This is a genomic window from Halomonas sp. H10-9-1 (assembly GCF_040147005.1).
GTDB lineage: Bacteria > Pseudomonadota > Gammaproteobacteria > Pseudomonadales > Halomonadaceae > Halomonas.
The window spans coordinates 1,458,181-1,477,947 of record NZ_JAMSHO010000001.1 but is presented as its reverse complement, the minus strand read 5'-3'; the positions used below and the strand labels follow the sequence as shown (position 1 = coordinate 1,477,947).

Genomic DNA, 19,767 nt, shown 5'->3' with positions numbered 1-19,767 from the left:
CACCCTTCCAACGTATTCGCGCACGGCGGCGCGGGGTCTGTGTCTGACCGGGTCTCCCGGATCTGGCAGTATGCCGACGCTCAGCTGCGGTAGTCGGCATTGATGCTGACATAGTCATGGGACAGGTCGGTGGTCCATACCGTGGCGCTCTCCCCACCGCGGTCGAGTGCGATGCGGATGGGAATCTCCTCGCGCCCCATCACCGCGCTTCCGGCCTCCTCGGTGTAGCCCGGGGCACGCCCGCCACCTTCCACCAGGCGCACCTCGCCCAGGTCGATGGTCACCCGAGACACATCGAAGTCGGCCACCGGCGCACGTCCCACCGCGGCGAGTATCCGCCCCCAGTTGGCATCCGAGGCGTACAGTGCCGTCTTGACCAGCGGCGAGTTGGCCACCGTGAAGGCCACGTCCAGGGCTTCCCGCCGGCTGCTGGCACCATCGACCTGCAGGGTCACGAACTTGGTGGCGCCCTCGCCGTCGCGAATGATCGCCTGGGCGAGCTCGTTCATCACCCGCTGCAGAGCGTCGCGGAAGATGGCGATCGCCTCCTCGCCCGCCACTACCGGACCACGCTGGGTGCTGATCAGCACACAGGCGTCGTTGGTAGAGGTATCGCCATCCACGGTGATGCAGTTGAAGGAGCGCTCGACGGTCTCGCGCAGCAGGCTGTCGAGGAGCGCCTGCTCGAGGCTTGCATCGGTGGCCACGAAGGCCAGCATAGTGGCCATGTTGGGCTGGATCATCCCCGAACCCTTGGCGATGCCGTTGATGACCACCCGCTCCCCGGCAATCTCCAGGGTCACGCTAGCGCCCTTGGGGCGGGTATCGGTGGTCAGGATCCCTTCGCCGGCCTGGTGCCACGCCTCGGCGCCTGCGCCGAGGCTGTCGAGAGCCGCCGGCAGCCCGGCCAGCAGCCGCTCCATGGGCAGCGGCTCACCGATCACCCCGGTGGAGAACGGCAACACGCTGTGCGCCTTCACTCCGGCCAGTCGTGCCAGCTCGGCACAGCTGGCCCGGGCGTCGCGCAGCCCGCCCTCGCCGGTGCCGGCATTGGCGTTGCCGGTGTTGATGAGCAGGTAGCGTGGCGCCTCACCGCTCGCCAGATGCTCACGGGCCACCGTCACCGGAGCCGCGCAGAAGGCATTGCGGGTGAAGGCCCCCGCCAGGCGGGCGCCCTCGGGACTCTCGATCACCACCAGGTCGCGGCGACCTGGCCGCTTGATACCCGCCATGGCGCTGCCCAGCCGTACGCCGGGAATGGCCGGCATCTCGGGAAATGTTGCTTCACCCACTGCCATCGTCTCGTCTCCTCTGGGGTTGGCCGAAGGCCAGGTTCAGCTCAGCTTGCCGCAGCACTGCTTGTACTTCTTTCCGGAGCCGCAGGGGCAGGGGTCGTTGCGTCCCACCTTGGGCCCCTCACGCCGCACCGGACGCCCATCGGCTCCCGGCGCCACCGACGCCTCGGGGTCTTCATCCCCAACGGCGGCGGGTGCATCATGGCGACTCGCCGCGGTGGCCTTCTCGCGCGCCAGGGCCTCACGCCGCTGACGCTCCAGCTCCTCGACCTCCTCGGGACGGCGCACCTGCACGTGGCTGAGGATTCGCGTGACATCGGCCTTGATATTGGCCAGCAGGCTCTGGAACAGCTCGAAGGCCTCGCGCTTGTACTCCTGCTTGGGATTCTTCTGGGCGTAGCCGCGCAGGTGGATGCCCCGGCGCAGATGATCCATGGACTGCAGGTGCTCCTTCCAACGGGTATCCAGCACCTGCAGCATCACCTGCTTCTCGAAGCGGCGCATCAGCTCGGCACCGGCCTGCTCCACCTTGGCTTCATAGGCCTCGCGGTGCAGGGCCTGCAGGCGCTCGCGCAGCTGCTCCTCGTGGAAGCGCTCGTCCTCCTCGGACCACTGCACCACCGGGGCGTCCAGATTGAACTCGGACCTGAGGTACTCCTGGAGGCCGGCCAGGTCCCACTGCTCGGGCAGGCTCTGGGGGGGCACATAGTCGCTGATCGCGAGGTCCATGACCTCCTCGCGAATGCCGGCCACCGCCGCCGATACCTCCTCGGCGGCGAGTACCTCGTTGCGCTGCTCGTAGATCACGCGGCGCTGGTCGTTGGCCACGTCGTCATACTCGAGCAGCTGCTTGCGGATATCGAAGTTGCGGCTCTCGACCTTCTTCTGGGCACGCTCCACGGCATTCGACACCATCTTGTGCTCGATCGCCTCGCCGCGCTCCAGGCCCAGCGCCTTCATCATCCGCTGTACCCGGTCGGAGCCGAACAGGCGCATCAGGCCGTCCTCCAGCGACAGGAAGAAGCGGGTCGAGCCCGGGTCGCCCTGGCGGCCGGCGCGGCCGCGCAGCTGGTTGTCGATGCGCCGCGACTCGTGGCGCTCGGAGCCGATCACGTGCAGGCCGCCGGCCTCGAGCACCGCCTCATGGCGGGCCTGCCACTCGGCCTTGAGCTGCTCGATCTGCGCGGCGGTGGGGTTCTCCAGCTTGGCCGCCTCGGCCTCCCAGTTGCCACCCAGCATGATATCGGTACCGCGGCCGGCCATGTTGGTGGCGATGGTGATGGCCCCCGGGCGACCGGCCTGAGCGATGATCTCGGCCTCGCTCTGGTGCTGCTTGGCGTTGAGCACGTTGAACTTGAGGCCGCCCTTCTTCATCAGGTTGGCCAGGTACTCGGAGGTCTCGATGGAGGCGGTACCCACCAGCACCGGCCTGCCCGCCTCGGTCTCGGCCTTGACGTCCTCGATGATCGCCTCGAACTTCTCCTCGGCGGTGAGATAGACCAGGTCGTTGCGATCGTGGCGAACCAGCGGCTTGTTGGTGGGGATCACCACCACGTCGAGGCCGTAGATCTGACGGAACTCGAAGGCCTCGGTATCGGCGGTGCCGGTCATGCCCGACAGCTTCTCGTAGAGGCGGAAGTAGTTCTGGAAGGTGGTGGAGGCGAGCGTCTGGCTCTCGCGCTGCACGGCCACGCCCTCCTTGGCCTCCACCGCCTGGTGCAGCCCCTCGGACCAGCGCCGTCCGGGCATAGTGCGGCCGGTGTGCTCGTCGACGATCACCACCTGGCCGTCGCTGACGATATAGTCGACGTCACGATGATAGAGATGGCGGGCGCGCAGGGCCGAGTGCATATGCTGCAGCAGGTTGAGGTTCTGGGCGGCGTAAAGGGAGTCCTCCTCGCCCAGCAGCCCCTGCTCGCGCATCAGGGCCTCCACCTTGTGGTGGCCACTCTCGGTGATCTCCACCTGCTTGTGCTTCTCGTCCAGGGTGAAGTCACCGTCAACCGGCGCGTCGGTGTCTTCCGACACCTCGCCCCGGACAAGATGCACCGCCAGGCGGTCGACCACCTTGTAGAGCTCGGTGTTCTCGTCCACCGCCCCGGAGATGATCAGCGGGGTGCGCGCCTCGTCGATCAGGATCGAGTCCACCTCGTCGACGATGGCGTAGGCGAGCCGCCGCTGGACCTTGTCCTCCAGCGAGAAGGCCATGTTGTCGCGCAGGTAGTCGAAACCGAACTCGTTGTTGGTGCCGTAGGTGATGTCGCAGGCATAAGCGGCACGCTTCTCCTCGGGTGTCTGGCCGGCGTAGATGACGCCGACGCTGAGCCCGACAAACTCGTAGAGGGGACGCATCCACTGGGCGTCACGCCGCGCCAGGTAGTCGTTGACGGTCACCACATGCACCCCCTTGCCGGGCAGGGCATTGAGATAGACCGCCAGGGTCGCCACCAGGGTCTTGCCCTCACCGGTCTTCATCTCCGCGATGCGACCATTGTGCAGGGTCATGCCGCCGATCATCTGGACGTCGAAGTGGCGCATGCCCATGACCCGCTTGCTGGCCTCGCGTACCGTGGCGAAGGCCTCGGGCAGCAAGGCATCCAGCGCCTCGCCCGCCTCGAGGCGCGCGCGGAAGGCGTCGGTACGCGCCTTGATGGCCGCATCGTCGAGCCCTTCGAGCTCGCTCTCGAGAACATTGACGCGCTCGACCTGGCGGCCCATGCGCTTGACTTCGCGGTCGTTCTTGGAGCCGACGACCTTGCGTAACAGGGAATTGATCATGAAATGTCCGTAATCTGCGTATGGCATAGCGCCAACCGCCCGGAGCGGCCGGCCATGGTCAGGAATTCAGCTTGCCCACGCAGAGGGAGGACCGCGGCGGGTCAGGACGTCATGGGCGGCGGTAGCCGGCCCCATGGCCACTGCCACGCGCAAAAGCGCGGGTGAGGCGCCGGCACGCGTCTCGTTGGCCCGGTGCATCAGCGGCCAGCCCCGCATCCGCCGACGCGCCTTGAGGCGCGAGCGGGCACGGATCAGCGCCGGGGCCAGGATGCACACCTGCACCAGCCGCTCGGCCTGGCGCGTGAGATCGCCCTGGGCAAGGCCCGCGGGCAACAGGCATCCCACCAGCAGGCCGGCCAGCCACCAACGGGCGTGACGCCGTGCCGAAGCGGGCCTGGCGGGTGTGGCTGGCGAGTGGCTGAGGGTCACGGCCATGCTGGCAGGGGCTCCCGGGCGTGCTAATCTGACAGGCGCTGCTGGCCCATCGCGTTCATCGTCTAGCCCGCCTGGCGCGGGATGAAAGAGTCAAGCCCATGAGTATAAAGGTTAAGCGCTTTCGCGCCCAGCCCATGTCCCGGCTGCTGGGCGGGCGCGGCGAACTCGGCTCGCTGATGCGCATGGCGCGACTCATCGACCTCGCCCAGGCACACCTGCGCGCCCACCTGCCCGAGGAGCTGGCCAGCCATCTTCACGTGGGCGGGTATCGCGACGGCCGCCTCACCCTGATCGCCGACGGTGCCGCCTGGCTGACCCGACTGCGCTACGAGCAGCCGCGGCTGCTGGCGCTGCTGCACGAGCTACCGGGCTTCGAGGCGGTGCGGGGATTCAACCTGAAGGTCAGGCCCGTGCGCCCACCGAAGGCGCCGCTGCGCCAGGTCCGCCACCTGCCAGCCCGGGCCGCCGACGAGATCTCCAGCTGTGCGGCCGATACCGAAAACCCGCGGCTTCGTGAAGCCCTCGAACGACTGGCGTCCCATGCCGAACGCGAGCCGTAAGCCGTAAGCCGTAAGCCGTAAGCCGTAAGCCGTAAGCCGTAAGCCGTAAGCCGTAAGCCGTAAGCCACGAACAGCCTCAACGGAAACGCCCCCAAGGGCCAGGCCAAGGGGGCGTTTCTCTTACAGCGTAAAGCTTATGGCTTACAGCTCCCGGCGCAGCCGGGCTCAGGCCATGGCGGGGGCGGCATAGGAGATCGGGGCGGCCTCGCTCTCATCCTCGAAGGTGACGATCTCGTAGGCATCGGGCTGGGCCATCAGGGCACGACACAGCTGATTGTTGAGCGCATGACCGGACTTCACGCCGTGAAACTCGCCGATCAGGCTGTGACCCAACTGATAGAGGTCGCCGATGGCATCGAGCACCTTGTGCTTGACGAACTCGTCGTCGTAGCGCAGCCCGCCTTCGTTGACGATACGGTAGTCGTCCACGACGATGGCGTTGTCGAGGCTGCCGCCCAGCGCCAGGTTGTTGGAACGCAGATACTCCAGGTCACGCATGAAGCCGAAGGTCCGCGCCCGCGATACCTCCTTGACGAAGGAGGTGGTGGAAAAGTCCACCGTCGCGGTCTGGGTCTGACTCTCGAACACCGGGTGATCGAAGTCGATGGAGAAGCCCACCTTGAAGCCCTTGTGGGGGCGGAAGGTAGCCTCCTTGTCGCCGTCGCGCACCGTCAGCTCCCGCTTGATGCGGATGAACTTCTTGGGGGCGTTCTGCTCGCTGATGCCGGCTGACTGGATCAGGAACACGAAGGGGCCGGCGCTGCCATCCATGATCGGCACCTCGGCGGCACTGAGGTCCACATAGGCGTTATCGATACCGAGGCCTGCCAGCGCCGACATCAGGTGCTCCACGGTGGCGACCTTGGCGCCGGCATGGGTCAGGGCGGTGCACAGGGTGGTATCGGTGACCAGTTCCGCGCGGGCCGGAATCTGCACCTCGGGATCCAGATCGGTGCGCACGAAGATGATACCGCTATCGACAGGCGCCGGCCTCAGGGTCATGTAGACCTTCTTGCCGGAATGCAGGCCGACGCCGGTGGCGCGGATGACGTTCTTCAGGGTGCGTTGTCTGATCATGGGCAGTGGCCAGGCGGTTATCGGATTATCAAACAGCGTTCACTATAGCACCGAACGAGCGTTTCAACAAAAAAAGCTCGTTCGGCAAGGCGCATGGGCCCGATAGCCCGCCTCAATCGGCCTGACGACGCAGGAAGGCCGGAATATCGAGATAGTCATCCAGATCCTGGGAGCGCCGCTGCTCGGCCCGGGGCTTGGGGGCCTCCTCGGGCTCGGCGCGCGCCGCTGCCGCGGCAGACTGACGCGCGGCAATGCCCGACTGGGCACTGCGGCGGTAATCGCCACCCGTCTCGACCCGCTTGGTGCTCTCGCGGCTCGTCGCCTTCTTCTGGATGTCCTCGAGACCGGCGGCCACCACGGTGACGCGCAGCTCGTCGGTCAGCTCCATGTCGATGGAAGTGCCGACCACGATGGTGGCGTCCTGGGAGGCGAACTCCTGAACGGTGGCCCCCACATCGTTGAACTCACCGATGGAGAGATCCGGGCCGGCCGTGATATTGACCAGGATGCCGCGGGCGCCGTGCAGGTCGATATCCTCCAGCAACGGGCTGCGGATCGCCTTCTCGGCGGCTTCGCGGGCACGATTCTCGCCGGTGGCACTGCCTGTGCCCATCATCGCCATGCCCATCTCGGACATCACGGTGCGCACGTCGGCGAAGTCGACGTTGATGATACCGGGGCTGGTGATCAATTCGGCGATGCCCTGCACGGCTCCCAGCAGCACGTCGTTGGCGGCGCTGAAGGCGGAGAGCAGGCTGGCACTCTTGCCCAGCACGGAGAGCAGCTTCTCGTTGGGAATGGTGATCAGCGAGTCGACGTGCTCGGAGAGCTCACGCATGCCCTCCTCGGCGGCGCGCATGCGCTTGGGGCCCTCGAAGGGAAAGGGCCGGGTCACCACCGCCACGGTGAGGATGCCCAGCTCCTTGGCCACCTGCGCCACCACGGGGGCGCCACCGGTGCCGGTGCCGCCACCCATGCCGGCGGTGATGAACACCATGTCGGCGCCCTCGAGCAGCTCGGCGATGCGCTCGCGATCCTCCATGGCCGCCTGTCGCCCGACCTCGGGGTTGGCACCGGCACCCAGTCCCTTGGTGATCTCGTTGCCGAGCTGGAGCACGGTCTTGGCCGCCACTCGCTTGAGCGCCTGGGCATCGGTATTGGCGCAGATGAACTCCACCCCCTCGATGCTGCTCTCGACCATATGGTTGACGGCATTGCCGCCGCCGCCACCCACGCCGATCACCTTGATGACCGCGCTGCTTGAGGGTGCGCTATCTACCAGTTCGAACATTTGCCCCGTCTCCTGAACCGCCGCTGGCGATCCTGTCAGAAATTTCCTTTCAACCAGCCCTTCAGCCTCGCCAGCGCCGAGAGTCCTTCCCTGTCGCCGCGGCGTGCGGCGTCCTCGCGCCGGGGCTGTGCGGACATCATGCTGCCCTGTGCCTGTCGACCGTGCCCCTGCCGTGTTTCCTGCAGAGCGTAATGTAACAAACCGACTCCAGTCGAATAAATCGGGTTGCGGACCACATCGGCCAGGCCCCGCACGTTCTGCGGGCAGGCGATGCGCACCGGCATATGGAAGATCTCTTCGGCCAGCTCCACCACGCCCTCCATACGGGCGGTGCCGCCGGTCAACACCACGCCGGCGGCTACCAGATCCTCGTAACCGCTGCGGCGCAGCTCGTCGCGGACCAGGGTAAAGAGCTCCTCGTAGCGCGGCTCGACCACCTCGGCGAGGGCCTGGCGGGAGAGGTCGCGGGCCGGGCGGTCGCCGACGCTGGGCACCTTGATCAGCTCGTCGCTGGCCGCCAGCTGGGTCAGCGCGCAGGCGTACTTGACCTTGATCTCTTCCGCATGCTGGGTCGGCGTACGCAGCGCCATGGCGATATCGTTGGTCACCTGGTCGCCGGCAATGGGAATCACCGCGGTGTAGCGAATGGCTCCCTCGGTGAACACGGCGATATCGGTGGTGCCACCGCCGATGTCCACCATGCAGACCCCGAGCTCGCGCTCATCCTCGGTGAGCACCGCCATGCTGGAGGCGAGTTGCTCGAGAATGATGGCATCGACCTCCAGGCCGCAGCGGCGCACGCACTTCTCGATGTTCTGCACCGCATTGAGGGCGGCGGTCACCAGGTGGACGCGCGCCTCGAGCCGCACACCGGACATGCCCAGCGGCTCGCGGATGCCGCCCTGGGCATCGATGGCGAACTCCTGAGGCAACACATGCAGCACCCGCTGCCCCTCGGAGATGGCCCGGGCACGCGCCGAGTCGATCACCCGATCGATATCCGAGGGGGTGACTTCGCGCTCCTTGATCGCCACTACGCCGTCGGAGTTCATGGAGCTGATATGGCTGCCCGCGACCCCCACATAGACCGAGTGGATGTCGCAGCCGGCCATCAGCTCCGCTTCTTCCACGGCGCGCTGGATCGACTGCACCGTGGATTCGATGTTGATCACCACTCCCTTCTTCATGCCACGGGAGGGGTGCGAGCCGATACCGGCGATCTCGATGCCGCCGTCATCGGTGGGCTGCCCCACGATCGCCACCACCTTGGACGTTCCGATATCCAGCCCGACTACCATATTGGACGCATTGGATGGACCTGCCATGAGTCGGGGAGTCTCCTCGAACCTGGCCCTCTCGATGGGCCTGCAACACAAAAATGAACCTGGGGCCAATTATAGGAACAACTGGGTATATTCCTCCACCCCGGGACGAAAAGCCCTTCCACGATACGGCCATTTTGTCGTGAAAGAAACAGGCGTACGCCTTTCACCATGCGTGTTTCGCCGGAAAAAGGGCTCAACCCTCCTCTTCGCCATCCTGCTCCAGCGGATCGCTTTCACCGTGCCATGCCACCGCCACCCCATTGGGGTATCGAAGGTCGATGTAGCGGATATGCGACGCCTGCTCCTCGAGCTGTCGACGCCAGGCCGCGGTCAGGCGCGCCAGGCGTCCTTCGCGGTCGCTGCGCCCCAGCATCACCCAGACGCCGTCATCGAGCTGGAAACGCCAGGCGCCCCGCGGCTCCAGACGCAGCTGGGTCAGCTCGAGCCCCAGTTCGGCGAAGCGCGTGGCGAGGCGCTCGTGGTAGGCGAGCACCTCGGCACCGCTCCCGCGGGGACCGGCGAGATCGGGCAAGTCGCCGGGAGGCGACACCGGACCGGTGGCGAAGGGCTCCCCCTCGGGGTTCAGCAGGTAATCGTCGTTCCAGCGCGCTATCGGCACCTGCTCCACCAGCTCAAGGGTCAAGGCATTGGGCCATTCGCGGCTGACCCGGGCCTCGGCGATCCAGTCGACCTCCAGGGCCTGCTCGCGGAGTTCCGCGACATCCACGGACAGCCAGGTATGACCGCGCAGCAGCGGCGACAGCTCGCTGCGCAGATAGTCGGCGCTGACATGCTCCAGGTCACCGCCGATCGAGACCCGCTCGAGGGGGCGATCCAGCCATAACCACAGCGCCCTGCCTCCGGCGCCAAACAGCACCACCAGCAGCATCACGCCCAGCCATCCACCGCGCGGGTTCATGCCGGACGGCTCTCCAGGGTGGTGGCCAGGATACGCAGCACCAGCGCCTCGAAGTCGATGCCGACATGAGCCGCGGCCTGGGGGACCAGGCTGTGATCGGTCATGCCCGGCGAGGTGTTGACCTCGATCAGCCAGAAGCGTCCCTGGGCATCACGCATGACATCGACGCGTCCCCAGCCCTCGCCGCCCACCGCGACGAAGGCCTGACGGCACAACTCACCCAGCTCGGCCTCGGCACCCTCTTCCAGCCCGCAGGGCAGGTGGTAACGGGTCTCGTCGGAGAGGTACTTGGCCGCGTAGTCGTAGAAGCCCCCGGCGGCCTCGACGCGAATCGCCGGCAACACCTCGTCGCCGAGCAGCGACACCGTGTACTCCTCGCCCTTCACGAAGCGCTCTGCCATCACCCGAGTGTCGAAGCGCGACGCCTCGCGATAGGCCTCGGCCAGTGCCTCGGCGCTCTCCACCACGCTGATGCCCAGCGTCGAGCCCTCGTGTACCGGCTTGACGATCAGCGGCAGCCCCAGGCGCCCTATCACCGCCGGCCAGTCGGCATCCGGCCCCAGCATCTCCGCCTCGGGGGTGGGCAGGCCCAGCGCCTGCCACACCAGCTTGGTCCGCTGCTTGTCCATGCCCAGCGCCGAGGCCAGCACCCCGCTGCCGGTGTAGGGAATGCCCAGCAATTCCAGCGCCCCCTGCAGGGTGCCGTCCTCGCCGCCACGCCCGTGCAGGGCGATGAACACGCGGTCCGGCGCCAGCGCCTCGAGCCCCACCAGGCCACCGTCGGCAGGGTCGTAGCCGACCGCATCGACACCGGCACGGGTGAGCGCCGAAAGCACCGCCTGCCCGCTCTTGAGCGAGACCTCACGTTCGGCGGAGGCACCGCCGAAGAGCACCGCCACGCGGCCGAGATCCGTCACCAGGCTCATAGCATCACCTCCTCGAGTCTCAGCGCCGTCGCGGCCAGCGCCAGGGAGATCCCTCCGATATCACCGGCCCCCTGAGTGATCAGGATATCGTCGGGCCTGAGCACGCGGCCGAGCAGCTCAGGCAACTCTGTCTTGTCCTGGACGAAGATCGGGTCGACGGCGCCGCGTTGGCGAATGGAGCCGGTCAGGGTGCGCCCCTCGGCCCCGGGAATCACCGCCTCGCCCGCACTGTAGACGTCGAGCAGCAGCAGGGTGTCGACCCCGCCCAGCACCCGCACGAAGTCTTCGAAGAGGTCACGCGTGCGCGTGTAGCGGTGGGGCTGGTAGAGCATCACCAGGCGACGCTCGGGCCAGCCGGCACGCACCGCCTGGATCACCATCTCCACCTCGCGGGGATGATGACCATAGTCGTCCACCAGCATCACCTCGCCCTCGCCTCCCGGGGCCGGGAAGTGACCGTGGACCTGGAAGCGGCGCCCCACCCCCTGGAAGCCGGCAAGGCCGCGCAGGATGGCGTCGTCATCCACGCCGGCGTCGCTGGCCACGGCGATGGCAGCCAGGGCATTCAGGGCGTTATGACGGCCGGGCATCGCCAACCTCACCTCGAGGGGCGCCAGTCCGCCGGGACGCCGAGCGGTGAAGCGCACCTCGCCCCGGGCCTGGACGAATGCCTCGACGCGGTAGTCGGCATCCTCGCTGAAGCCGTAGGTGACGAACTGGCGACTGACGCGATCGAGCAGGCTGCGGACGTGCTCGTCGTCGATACACAGGATGGCCAGCCCATAGAAGGGCAGGTTATGCAGGAACTCGATGAAAGTGCCCTTGAGCTTCTCGAAGTCACCGCCGTAGGTGCTCATGTGGTCGGCATCGATATTGGTGACGATGGAGACCATGGGCTGCAGGTGCAGGAAGGAGGCATCGGACTCGTCGGCCTCCGCCACCAGGTAGTCGCCTACTCCCAACCGGGCGTTGGTCCCGGCGCTGGTCAGTCGGCCACCGATCACGAAGGTGGGATCGAGGCCGCCCTCGCCTAGCAGCGTCGCGGTCAGGCTGGTGGTGGTGGTCTTGCCGTGGGTGCCGGCCACGGCGATGCCGTGGCGGAAACGCATCAGCTCGGCAAGCATCTCGGCACGCCGCACCACCGGCACACGATGCTCATGGGCCCAGAGGATCTCGGGGTTGGTCTCGTCCACCGCAGTGGAGACCACCACCACGTCGGCGCCGGCGACATGCTCGGCGGCGTGACCAATGGCCACCTGGATCCCGCAGCGGCGCAGCCTGGCGACCACCGGCGACTCGCGCAGGTCGCTGCCGCTGACGGTGTAGCCCTGGTTGGCCAGTACCTCGGCGATGCCGCACATGCCGGCACCGCCGATGCCCACGAAGTGGATGTTGCGAATACGGCGCATGCCCAGCCCGCGACCATGGCGGGTGGGCTCGGCCTGATCGGGCATCGGGTGTGATCTGCTATCGCTCAAAACCTGTCTCCATGCAGCCGGCCACCAGGCGCTCGACGGCGTCGAGATGGGCGCAGGCGCGGGCCCGCGATACCATGGTGGCGAGGGTGTCGGGGTCGAGCAGCGCCGCCAGCCGATCGGCCAGCGTCGCCGCGCTGAGTTCTCTCTGGGGCAGCAGCTCGGCTGCGCCCTCCTCCACCAGCGCCCTGGCGTTGGCGGTCTGATGATCGTCGACGGCATGCGGGAAGGGCACGAACAGCGCCGGCTTCGCCGCGGCGGCGAGCTCCGCCACGGTCAGGGCGCCGGCCCGGCACACCACCAGGTCGGCCCAGGCATAGGCGGAGGCCATGTCGTCGATAAAGGCTGTGACCTCCGCGCCGACGCCCTGCCGTGCATAGGCGTCGCGGGTCGCGGCATCCTTGTCGCGCCCCGCCTGGTGGCGAACCTCGGGCCTGAGTTCCTCGGGCAGCCGGGCCAGGGCCGCCGGCAGGCCCTCATTCAATGCCTGGGCCCCCAGGGAACCCCCGACCACCAGCAGACGCAGTGGACGCCCGGCCATCTCGGCGGCGCCACGCGGGGCCTCGCCCAGGGCCGCGATGGCATCGCGCACCGGATTGCCGATCACCTCGCCACGGCCCTGGAAGGCCTGGGGAAAGGCCGCATAGACCCGCCGCGCCAGGCGCGCCAGGGCACGATTGGTGAGCCCGGCCACGGCGTTCTGCTCGTGGATCACCAGCGGGCGCCGCGACAGCCAGGCGGCGAGCCCACCGGGACCGCTGGCAAAGCCACCGAGCCCCACCACCAACTGGGGGTCGAACTCGCGGATGACCCGCCAGGCCTGCCATACCGCCCGGGTCAGGTTGAAGGGGGCCAACAGCCAGCCGGCCGCGCCGTTGCCGCGCAGACCGGCCACCGCGATGCGCTGGAGGGGAATGCCCGCCTCGGGCACCAGCCGGTTCTCGATGCCCCGCGGGCTGCCCAGCCAGGCGACCTCCACGCCGCGGGCCTGCAGGCCGCGGGCCAGGGAGAGTGCGGGGATCACATGGCCACCGGTGCCGCCGGCCATGATCAGGGCCCGGCGGGGAGTGGATTCGCTCATGGCTCGACTCCTTGTCTGGCCAGCGTGGACGGACCGGCAGCCGCCACCGGACGAGGGGCCGCCGGGGAGCGGCGCCCCTGTTCGCGCCGCGTCTCGATATCGACGCGCAGCAGCATCGCCACCATGCAGGTACATACCAGCAGGCTGGAGCCGCCATAGCTGAGCAGCGGCAGGGTCAGGCCCTTGGTGGGCAGCATGCCGCTGCTCACCGCGATATTGATGAAGGCCTGGGCGCCGATCACCAGCGCGATGCCATAGCTCAGGTACGCGGAGAATGAGCGCCCCGCCAGCTCGGCGCGACGCCCCACCGCCATGGCACGCCATACCAGCAGGGCGAAAAGGCCGATGACGCAGGCCGCGCCCAGCAGCCCCAGCTCTTCGGCCAGCACGGCAAAAACGAAGTCGGTGTGCGCTTCGGGCAGGTAGAAGAGTTTCTGGACGCTGTTGCCCAGCCCCACCCCCAGCCAGCCCCCACGACCGAAGGCGATGAGCGCCTGGGTCAGCTGGTAGCCGCTGGCGAACTGATCGGCCCAGGGGTCGACGAAGCTGGTCAGCCGCGCCAACCGGTAGGGCTCGGCGATGGCCAGCAGGGCACCCCCCACCGCCACCAGCAGCGCCAGCAGCAGGAAGCGCCCCCAGGGCGCCCCGGCCATCAGCAACATGCCCATCACGCAACCGGTCATCACCACCACGGCGCCGTAGTCGGGCTCCAGGATCAGCAGGCCCCCGAACAGGCCAAGCACCATCAGCGGACGCAGGAAGGCCCCCCAATGGCGACGCACCTGGGGCAGGAAGCGCTCCAGGTAGCCTGCCAGATAGACGATCAGGAACAGTTTGGCGAACTCGGAGGCCTGGACATTGAAGGGCACCCCGGGGATCGCCAGCCAGCGCTTGCTGCCATTGACCTCACGCCCGACCAGCAGGACCAGCACCAGCAGCACTATCCCCAGCAGCAGCAGCAGGGGGCCGTTGGCCCGCCACCAGCCCAGCGGCACGCGCAACACGCCGGTCGCCACCGTGATCGCCACCAGCAGGAAGATGCCGTGACGAATGCTGAAGTACCAGGGGTTGCCGGTCAGGCTCGCCGCCACGCCGGTGGAGGCGGAAGTGACCATGACCCAGCCGACCAGCAGCAGTGCCAGGGCGGCCACCAGCAGCCAGCCATCGACGGGGTGGTCGCGGGTCGAGAGTCCCTCGCGGAGTCTTGTCAGGCGGCTCATGTCCCCTCCTGCGCCAGGTGGTGGTGGACCCAGTCGCGAAAGGCGTCGCCGCGCGCCTGATAGTTGGCGAACTGATCGAGACTGGCACAGGCCGGCGAGAGCAGTACCGCGTCGCCCGGCTCGGCGATGGTCGCGGCCCGCGCCAGGGCCGTGGCCAGATCGGCGACCCGGGTGATCGGCAATCGCCCGGCGAGGGCCGCCTCGAGGCGGCCGGCATCGGCGCCGAACAGGATCGCCTCGCGGCCGAAGCGCGCCAGAGGCTCGGCCAGGGGCGTGAAGTCGGCGCCCTTGCCCACGCCACCGGCCAGCAGGACCAGCCGGCCCTCGAGGGTCGGCCCGAGCCCGGCGATGGCCGCCAGGGTCGCGCCGACGTTGGTGCCTTTGGAGTCGTTGATCCAGCGCACGCCGCCCGCCTCGGCGACCAGCTCGCTGCGATGGGGCAGCCCCGGGAAGCGTTCGAGCACCGCCCGCATGGCGGCCAGCGGAAAGCCGAGTCGATGGCCCATGGCCAGGGCGGCCAGGGCATTGGCCTGGTGGTGACGACCGGCCAGGCGCATGGCGGCGACCGGCATCAACGGCGACTCGCCATGCATCAGCCAGTCACCATCGGCGCGGCCGGCCACGCCCCAGTCGTCGCCCTGCGGCTGCCCGCTGGTGAAGCGGTCTATGGCAGGCACCTCGTCCGCCGGCCAGGTCAGGGCGTCGTCGGCATTGACCACGGCATGACGGGCACCACGGAAGATGGCGAGCTTGGCGGCCCGGTAGCCGGCCATGTCGCCATGGCGGTCCAGGTGGTCCTCGGAGAGATTCAGGAAGAGTGCGCACTCGGCGCCCAGCCGCGGCGTCGTCTCGAGCTGGAAGCTGGAGAGCTCCAGCACGAAGAGGCCGGCGTCGGGCACTTCGTCGAGGAGGTCCAGGGCGGGGGTGCCGAGATTGCCGCCCACGGCCACCCTGACCCCCGCTTCCCGGGCCATCTCGCCGACCAGGGTGGTCACGGTGGACTTGGCATTGGAGCCGGTGATGGCGACGATGGGTGCTTGCGCCGCCCGCACGAACAGCGCGATTTCTCCGACCAGCCGCGGCTCGCCGGTGGCGGGGTTGACCCGGCCGGCCATGGCCGCGAGCCCCGGCGCATGCGGGTCGATGCCAGGACTCAGCACCACCTCCTCGGCCGCCTCGAGGTCGAGCGCCTCGAGGGGACCGAGGTGCACCACGACGCCGGGATGAGTAGCGCGAAAGTCGTCGAGTCCGGGCGGTGCCTGGCGAGTGTCGGCGACCATGAAGGGCACGCCGCGGCGCGCCAGATGGCGGCAGATCGCACGCCCCGATAGCCCCAGCCCTACCACCAGGGTGGTGCCGGGGGGCACCGGGATGACGGCCACTTGCGTGGCGCTGGCATCGCGCTCCATCAACGCACCTTGAGGGTGGCCAGGCCGATCAGCACCAGCACCACGGTGATGATCCAGAAGCGCACGATGACCCGCGGCTCCGGCCAGCCCTTGAGCTCGTAATGGTGGTGCAGCGGCGCCATGCGGAAGATGCGCCGACCGGTGAGCTTGTAGGACGCCACCTGCAGGATCACCGAGACGGTCTCCATCACGAAGATCCCGCCCATGATGAACAGCACGATCTCCTGGCGCACGATCACCGCCACCACGCCGAGGGCCGCGCCGAGGGCCAGCGCTCCCACATCGCCCATGAACACTTGGGCCGGATAGGTGTTGAACCACAAAAAGCCCAGGCCGGCACCGGCGATGGTGGCACAGAACACGGCGAGCTCACCCGCTCCGGGAATCCCCGGGATCTGCAGGTACTCGGCAAACACCGCATTGCCGCTGGCATAGGCGAAGATACCCAGCCCCATGGCCACCAGCACGGTGGGCATGATCGCCAGGCCATCGAGGCCGTCGGTGAGGTTGACGGCGTTGGAGCTGCCGACGATCACCAGGTAGGCCAGCACCACGTAGAAGAGCCCCAGCGGCAGCACGAACTCCTTGAACAGCGGCACGATCAGGCTGGTCTCCACCGGCGAGGCGGCGGTGGCATAGAGCAGCACCGCCGCCGCCAGGCCGACCACCGACTGCCAGAGATACTTCCAGCGCGCCGGCAGCCCGCGCGGGTTCTTCTCCACCACCTTGCGGTAATCGTCCACCCAGCCGATGGCACCGAAGCCCAGGGTCACGGCCAGCACGATCCAGACGTAGTGGTTGGCCAGGTCCCCCCACAGCAGGGTGCTCACGGCGATGGCCATCAGGATCATGGCCCCCCCCATGGTCGGGGTACCCGCCTTGGAGAGGTGCGATTGTGGACCATCGTCGCGCACCGCCTGGCCGATCTGTCCCTCGACCAGGCGGCGGATCATCACCGGGCCGAGCCACAGGCAGAGTACCAGAGCAGTGATGGTGGCCAGGATCATCCTCAACGTGAGGTACTCGAAGACGTTGAAGGCTCTGAAGTACTGCGCCAGAAATTCAGCCAGATAGAGAAGCATGTATCACGTTCACCGTGTTGTGTCCTCGCGCAGTGCCGCCACCACCTGCTCCATGGCGACACTCCGCGACCCCTTGACCAGCACGCTGGCGCCGGGGGGAAGATGGTCCAGCGCATGGCGCAGCAGCGCCTCGCGGCCGTTGAAATGGCACCCGCCTTCACCGAAGGCCTGGCTGGCGGGGCGTGCCGCCTCGCCAAGGGTGCCCAGGAAGTCGATCCCCAATTCCCGTGCATGGCGCCCGATCTCGGCATGCAGCGCCGCGGACGCCTCTCCCAACTCTCCCATGGCGCCCAGCAGGCACCAGCGAGGCGCGGGCAGGCTGCCCAGCAGCTCGAGTGCGGCCTTCACTGCACCGGGGTTGGCGTTATAGGTATCATCGATGATGCGCGTGGCGCGGATGCCCGCCACCACGGCCTGGCGACCGGCCATCGGCTCGACCGCCGCGAGGCCTGCCAGCAGGGCGCTGGCGGAGGCCCCCATGGCCAGCGCCGCGGCCGCCGCGGCCAGGGCATTGGCCACGCTGTGGCGCCCCATCAGCCGCAGCCTGACATGGCCGACCTCGCGGTCATCGACGACCAGCGAGAAAGCATAACGCCCGAGGGCATCGGCGACCAGTGAGCGCGCCGTGACCCTGGCGCCCTCGGTCAGCCCGAAGTCGAGCACCTCCCGTGGGGCGGCCAGCCGGCTCCAGGTGGCGAAGTAGGCATCGTCGCGGTTGAGCACCGCCACGCCGTCCGCGGGCAGGCCAGCGAGGATCTCCGCCTTGGCCTGGGCGATCTGTCCCATGCCCCCGAACTCGCCGACATGGGCGCCGGTGACATTGGTGATCAGGGCCACTCGAGGCTCGGCCAGGCTCACCGTCCAGGCGATCCCGCCCAGATGGTTGGCCCCCAGTTCCACCACCGCCTGACGGTGGTCCGGGGTCAGTTCGAGCAGGGTCAACGGCGCCCCGTAGTCGTTGTTGAGGTTGCCACGGGTGGCCAGGGTCGCCCCCTGCCGGCCGAGGATCGCGGCCAGCAGCTCCTTGACGGTGGTCTTGCCGCTATTGCCGGTGACCGCTACCACCGGGCCACCCCAGACGCGACGGCGAGCCCGGCCCAGCAGCCCCAGGGCGAGACGGGTATCGGCCACCACCAGTTGGGGCAACGGGTCATCCACCGCTTCCGCGACCACGGCGGCCACGGCCCCCGCCTCGCGAGCCTCGGCGAGGAAGTCATGGGCATCGAAGCGCGCGCCGCGCAGGGCGACGAAGAGCGCCCCCGCCGACACCCTGCGGGTATCGGTAACGATCGCCCCGACCGGCAGGTCATCGGCCGGGGTGGCGACCCCCAGGGCCTCGGCCACCTCGGCCAGGCTGGACAGCCCGCAGCGGCTCATGGCGCTCCCTCCCCCTTGCCGCGAGCCGCCAGCGCCTGCTCGGCCACCTCGCGGTCGTCGAAGGGGTGACGCACGCCGGCGATCTCCTGGTAGTTCTCATGCCCCTTGCCGGCGATCAGCACCACATCGTCGGGACCCGCCTCGGCCAGGGTACGGCGGATGGCCGCAGCACGGCCGCCGATATCCCAGGCTCGCTCGCGAGCCGCTTGGCTCAGCCCGGTCAGCATCTGCGCGCGGATGGCTCCGGGATCCTCGCTGCGTGGATTGTCGTCGGTGAGCACCAGGCGATCGGCATGGCGCTCGGCGGCGGCGGCCATGGGCGCCCGCTTGCCGGGATCGCGATCGCCGCCACAGCCGAACAGGCACCATAGGTGGCCGCGCCCCGGCAGGTGGTCACGCAGCGCTGCCAGGGCATTGTCCAGAGCATCCGGGGTATGGGCATAGTCGATCACCACCGTGGGTGTCCCGGGCCGCGCCAGGATCTCCATGCGCCCCGGCACCGGCGCCAGGTGCGCCGCCGCCTCGAACAGCGCCGCGAGGTCATGCCCCAGGCCGCGCAGCGTGGCCATGGCCAGCAGCACATTGTCGAGGTTGAAGCGCCCCACCAGCGGCAGCGACAGCTCTCGCTCGCCCCCGGGGGTGGCGACCAGGGCCCGCTGTCCGGTGGCATGGGGGAAGCGCTCCAGCACCCGCAGGGTCACCGCCTCAGCCTGCCCAGTGGCCAGCACCCGCACGCCGGCTGGCAGTCCGGCCAGCATCAGCCGGGCCAGGGAATCGTCGCCATTGACCACGGCGAGTTCGAGCTCGGCACGCCGGAACAGCCGCGCCTTGGCGGCGGCATAGGCGGCCATGCTGCCATGGTAGTCGAGGTGGTCACGAGTCAGGTTGGTGAAGACCGCGGCCTGCACCCGACAGCCCGCGAGGCGCCCCTGCTCCAGGGCATGGGAGGAGACTTCCATGGCTACCCGGGTGACGCCGTCACCGGCGAGCGCGGCGAGCGAGGCCTGCAGCGCCAGGGGACCCGGCGTCGTCAGGCCGGCGTCGACCAGTTCGCCGGGGCGACCATGGCCCAGGGTGCCGATCACCGCGGCATCGACGCCCAGCGCCTGGCTCAGCTCGGCGATGTAATGGGTCACCGAGCTCTTGCCGTTGGTACCGGTAACGCCGATCAGCTCCAGGGACTCGGGTACGCCATAGAGCATGCGCCCGAGGTCCCCCAGCCGCTCGCGCAGCCCCGCCAACGGCACCACCCGCGGGTCATCGGGGCAGCCACGGCCATCCCCCGAGTGGCACAGCACCCGCGCCGCGCCCCCGGCCAAGGCCGTGTCGATGAAGTCGCGCCCGTCCACCGTCACCCCGGGCACCGCGACGAACACATCGCCCGCTGCCACCCGCCGGCTGTCGGTCTGTAGGCGGGTCTCCCCCCCGCCATGCGTGACGAACTCGCGATCGGGCCAGAGTCGCGACAGGGTGGCGTCCAGGCGGGACAGTGCTATCGACATGACGGGACTCGCTTC

At 68.5% G+C, this 19,767-nt stretch carries 16 protein-coding genes; 1 reads left to right on the top strand and 15 read right to left on the bottom strand.

Going from position 1 to position 19,767, the window contains the following annotated elements; translation table 11 throughout:
- Positions 1-80 precede the first annotated feature (80 nt).
- From argJ to NFH66_RS06715, 3 genes are all read right to left on the bottom strand, one after another.
- Positions 81-1,298 carry a bifunctional glutamate N-acetyltransferase/amino-acid acetyltransferase ArgJ gene (gene argJ / locus NFH66_RS06725; RefSeq protein ID WP_349609321.1) on the bottom strand — a complete coding sequence of 406 codons (1,218 nt, stop codon included), beginning with the start codon at positions 1,296-1,298 and terminating at the stop codon, positions 81-83.
- A gap of 36 nt (positions 1,299-1,334) precedes the next feature.
- The gene (gene secA, locus NFH66_RS06720) at positions 1,335-4,073 is read right to left on the bottom strand and encodes a preprotein translocase subunit SecA (protein ID WP_349609319.1); all 2,739 of its coding nucleotides are present in this window, start codon (positions 4,071-4,073) and stop codon (positions 1,335-1,337) included.
- A 66-nt stretch (positions 4,074-4,139) separates the two neighbouring features.
- Positions 4,140-4,508, bottom strand: a complete 369-nt coding sequence (locus NFH66_RS06715) for a hypothetical protein (RefSeq protein WP_349609317.1) — start codon at positions 4,506-4,508, stop codon at positions 4,140-4,142.
- Positions 4,509-4,606: 98 nt separating this feature from the next.
- Between NFH66_RS06715 and NFH66_RS06710 the strand changes: the two genes are divergently transcribed.
- Positions 4,607-5,068: a DUF721 domain-containing protein gene (locus NFH66_RS06710; RefSeq protein WP_349609315.1), complete on the top strand. Its 462-nt coding sequence runs from the start codon at positions 4,607-4,609 to the stop codon at positions 5,066-5,068.
- A gap of 165 nt (positions 5,069-5,233) precedes the next feature.
- Here NFH66_RS06710 and lpxC read toward each other — a convergent pair whose 3' ends face one another.
- The 12 genes from lpxC to NFH66_RS06650 all read right to left on the bottom strand — a co-directional run bounded on the left by lpxC (position 5,234) and on the right by NFH66_RS06650 (position 19,752).
- Positions 5,234-6,145: a UDP-3-O-acyl-N-acetylglucosamine deacetylase gene (gene lpxC / locus NFH66_RS06705; RefSeq protein WP_349609313.1), complete on the bottom strand. Its 912-nt coding sequence runs from the start codon at positions 6,143-6,145 to the stop codon at positions 5,234-5,236.
- Between the two features lie 112 nt (positions 6,146-6,257).
- Complete coding sequence (gene ftsZ / locus NFH66_RS06700) at positions 6,258-7,436, bottom strand: cell division protein FtsZ (protein WP_349609312.1); 1,179 nt, start codon at positions 7,434-7,436, stop codon at positions 6,258-6,260.
- Positions 7,437-7,471: 35 nt separating this feature from the next.
- Positions 7,472-8,761, bottom strand: coding sequence for a cell division protein FtsA (gene ftsA / locus NFH66_RS06695; RefSeq protein WP_349609311.1), 1,290 nt, complete (start codon positions 8,759-8,761; stop codon positions 7,472-7,474).
- A 193-nt stretch (positions 8,762-8,954) separates the two neighbouring features.
- Positions 8,955-9,680: a cell division protein FtsQ/DivIB gene (locus NFH66_RS06690; protein ID WP_349609309.1), complete on the bottom strand. Its 726-nt coding sequence runs from the start codon at positions 9,678-9,680 to the stop codon at positions 8,955-8,957.
- Positions 9,677-10,606, bottom strand: coding sequence for a D-alanine--D-alanine ligase (locus NFH66_RS06685; RefSeq protein ID WP_349609308.1), 930 nt, complete (start codon positions 10,604-10,606; stop codon positions 9,677-9,679). Before NFH66_RS06685 ends, NFH66_RS06690 begins: the two co-directional genes overlap by 4 nt.
- A complete protein-coding gene (gene murC / locus NFH66_RS06680; protein ID WP_349611675.1) occupies positions 10,603-12,060 on the bottom strand; it encodes a UDP-N-acetylmuramate--L-alanine ligase in 1,458 nt (485 codons plus the stop codon). Before murC ends, NFH66_RS06685 begins: the two co-directional genes overlap by 4 nt.
- A 13-nt stretch (positions 12,061-12,073) precedes the next feature.
- Positions 12,074-13,162: an undecaprenyldiphospho-muramoylpentapeptide beta-N-acetylglucosaminyltransferase gene (gene murG, locus NFH66_RS06675; protein WP_349609307.1), complete on the bottom strand. Its 1,089-nt coding sequence runs from the start codon at positions 13,160-13,162 to the stop codon at positions 12,074-12,076.
- Positions 13,159-14,382, bottom strand: a complete 1,224-nt coding sequence (gene ftsW / locus NFH66_RS06670; RefSeq protein ID WP_349609305.1) for a putative lipid II flippase FtsW — start codon at positions 14,380-14,382, stop codon at positions 13,159-13,161. Before ftsW ends, murG begins: the two co-directional genes overlap by 4 nt.
- Entirely contained in the window at positions 14,379-15,791 is a 1,413-nt protein-coding gene (gene murD, locus NFH66_RS06665) for a UDP-N-acetylmuramoyl-L-alanine--D-glutamate ligase (protein ID WP_349609303.1), read from the bottom strand. The genes ftsW and murD overlap by 4 nt, the downstream gene beginning before the upstream one ends.
- Entirely contained in the window at positions 15,791-16,873 is a 1,083-nt protein-coding gene (mraY, locus tag NFH66_RS06660; RefSeq protein WP_349609302.1) for a phospho-N-acetylmuramoyl-pentapeptide-transferase, read from the bottom strand. The genes murD and mraY overlap by 1 nt, the downstream gene beginning before the upstream one ends.
- A gap of 9 nt (positions 16,874-16,882) precedes the next feature.
- Positions 16,883-18,250, bottom strand: coding sequence for a UDP-N-acetylmuramoyl-tripeptide--D-alanyl-D-alanine ligase (locus NFH66_RS06655; RefSeq protein ID WP_349609301.1), 1,368 nt, complete (start codon positions 18,248-18,250; stop codon positions 16,883-16,885).
- Positions 18,247-19,752, bottom strand: coding sequence for a UDP-N-acetylmuramoyl-L-alanyl-D-glutamate--2,6-diaminopimelate ligase (locus tag NFH66_RS06650; RefSeq protein WP_349609299.1), 1,506 nt, complete (start codon positions 19,750-19,752; stop codon positions 18,247-18,249). The genes NFH66_RS06655 and NFH66_RS06650 overlap by 4 nt, the downstream gene beginning before the upstream one ends.
- Positions 19,753-19,767: the final 15 nt, after the last annotated feature.

What these genes read in the sequence shown, in the direction of transcription:
- argJ (WP_349609321.1), bottom strand. Translation starts at nt 1,298, where the DNA reads ATGGCAGTGGGTGAAGCAACATTTCCCGAGATGCCGGCCATTCCCGGC.
- secA (WP_349609319.1), bottom strand. Translation starts at nt 4,073, where the DNA reads ATGATCAATTCCCTGTTACGCAAGGTCGTCGGCTCCAAGAACGACCGC.
- NFH66_RS06715 (WP_349609317.1), bottom strand. Translation starts at nt 4,508, where the DNA reads ATGGCCGTGACCCTCAGCCACTCGCCAGCCACACCCGCCAGGCCCGCT.
- NFH66_RS06710 (WP_349609315.1), top strand. Translation starts at nt 4,607, where the DNA reads ATGAGTATAAAGGTTAAGCGCTTTCGCGCCCAGCCCATGTCCCGGCTG.
- lpxC (WP_349609313.1), bottom strand. Translation starts at nt 6,145, where the DNA reads ATGATCAGACAACGCACCCTGAAGAACGTCATCCGCGCCACCGGCGTC.
- ftsZ (WP_349609312.1), bottom strand. Translation starts at nt 7,436, where the DNA reads ATGTTCGAACTGGTAGATAGCGCACCCTCAAGCAGCGCGGTCATCAAG.
- ftsA (WP_349609311.1), bottom strand. Translation starts at nt 8,761, where the DNA reads ATGGCAGGTCCATCCAATGCGTCCAATATGGTAGTCGGGCTGGATATC.
- NFH66_RS06690 (WP_349609309.1), bottom strand. Translation starts at nt 9,680, where the DNA reads ATGAACCCGCGCGGTGGATGGCTGGGCGTGATGCTGCTGGTGGTGCTG.
- NFH66_RS06685 (WP_349609308.1), bottom strand. Translation starts at nt 10,606, where the DNA reads ATGAGCCTGGTGACGGATCTCGGCCGCGTGGCGGTGCTCTTCGGCGGT.
- murC (WP_349611675.1), bottom strand. Translation starts at nt 12,060, where the DNA reads ATGCCCGATCAGGCCGAGCCCACCCGCCATGGTCGCGGGCTGGGCATG.
- murG (WP_349609307.1), bottom strand. Translation starts at nt 13,162, where the DNA reads ATGAGCGAATCCACTCCCCGCCGGGCCCTGATCATGGCCGGCGGCACC.
- ftsW (WP_349609305.1), bottom strand. Translation starts at nt 14,382, where the DNA reads ATGAGCCGCCTGACAAGACTCCGCGAGGGACTCTCGACCCGCGACCAC.
- murD (WP_349609303.1), bottom strand. Translation starts at nt 15,791, where the DNA reads ATGGAGCGCGATGCCAGCGCCACGCAAGTGGCCGTCATCCCGGTGCCC.
- mraY (WP_349609302.1), bottom strand. Translation starts at nt 16,873, where the DNA reads ATGCTTCTCTATCTGGCTGAATTTCTGGCGCAGTACTTCAGAGCCTTC.
- NFH66_RS06655 (WP_349609301.1), bottom strand. Translation starts at nt 18,250, where the DNA reads ATGAGCCGCTGCGGGCTGTCCAGCCTGGCCGAGGTGGCCGAGGCCCTG.
- NFH66_RS06650 (WP_349609299.1), bottom strand. Translation starts at nt 19,752, where the DNA reads ATGTCGATAGCACTGTCCCGCCTGGACGCCACCCTGTCGCGACTCTGG.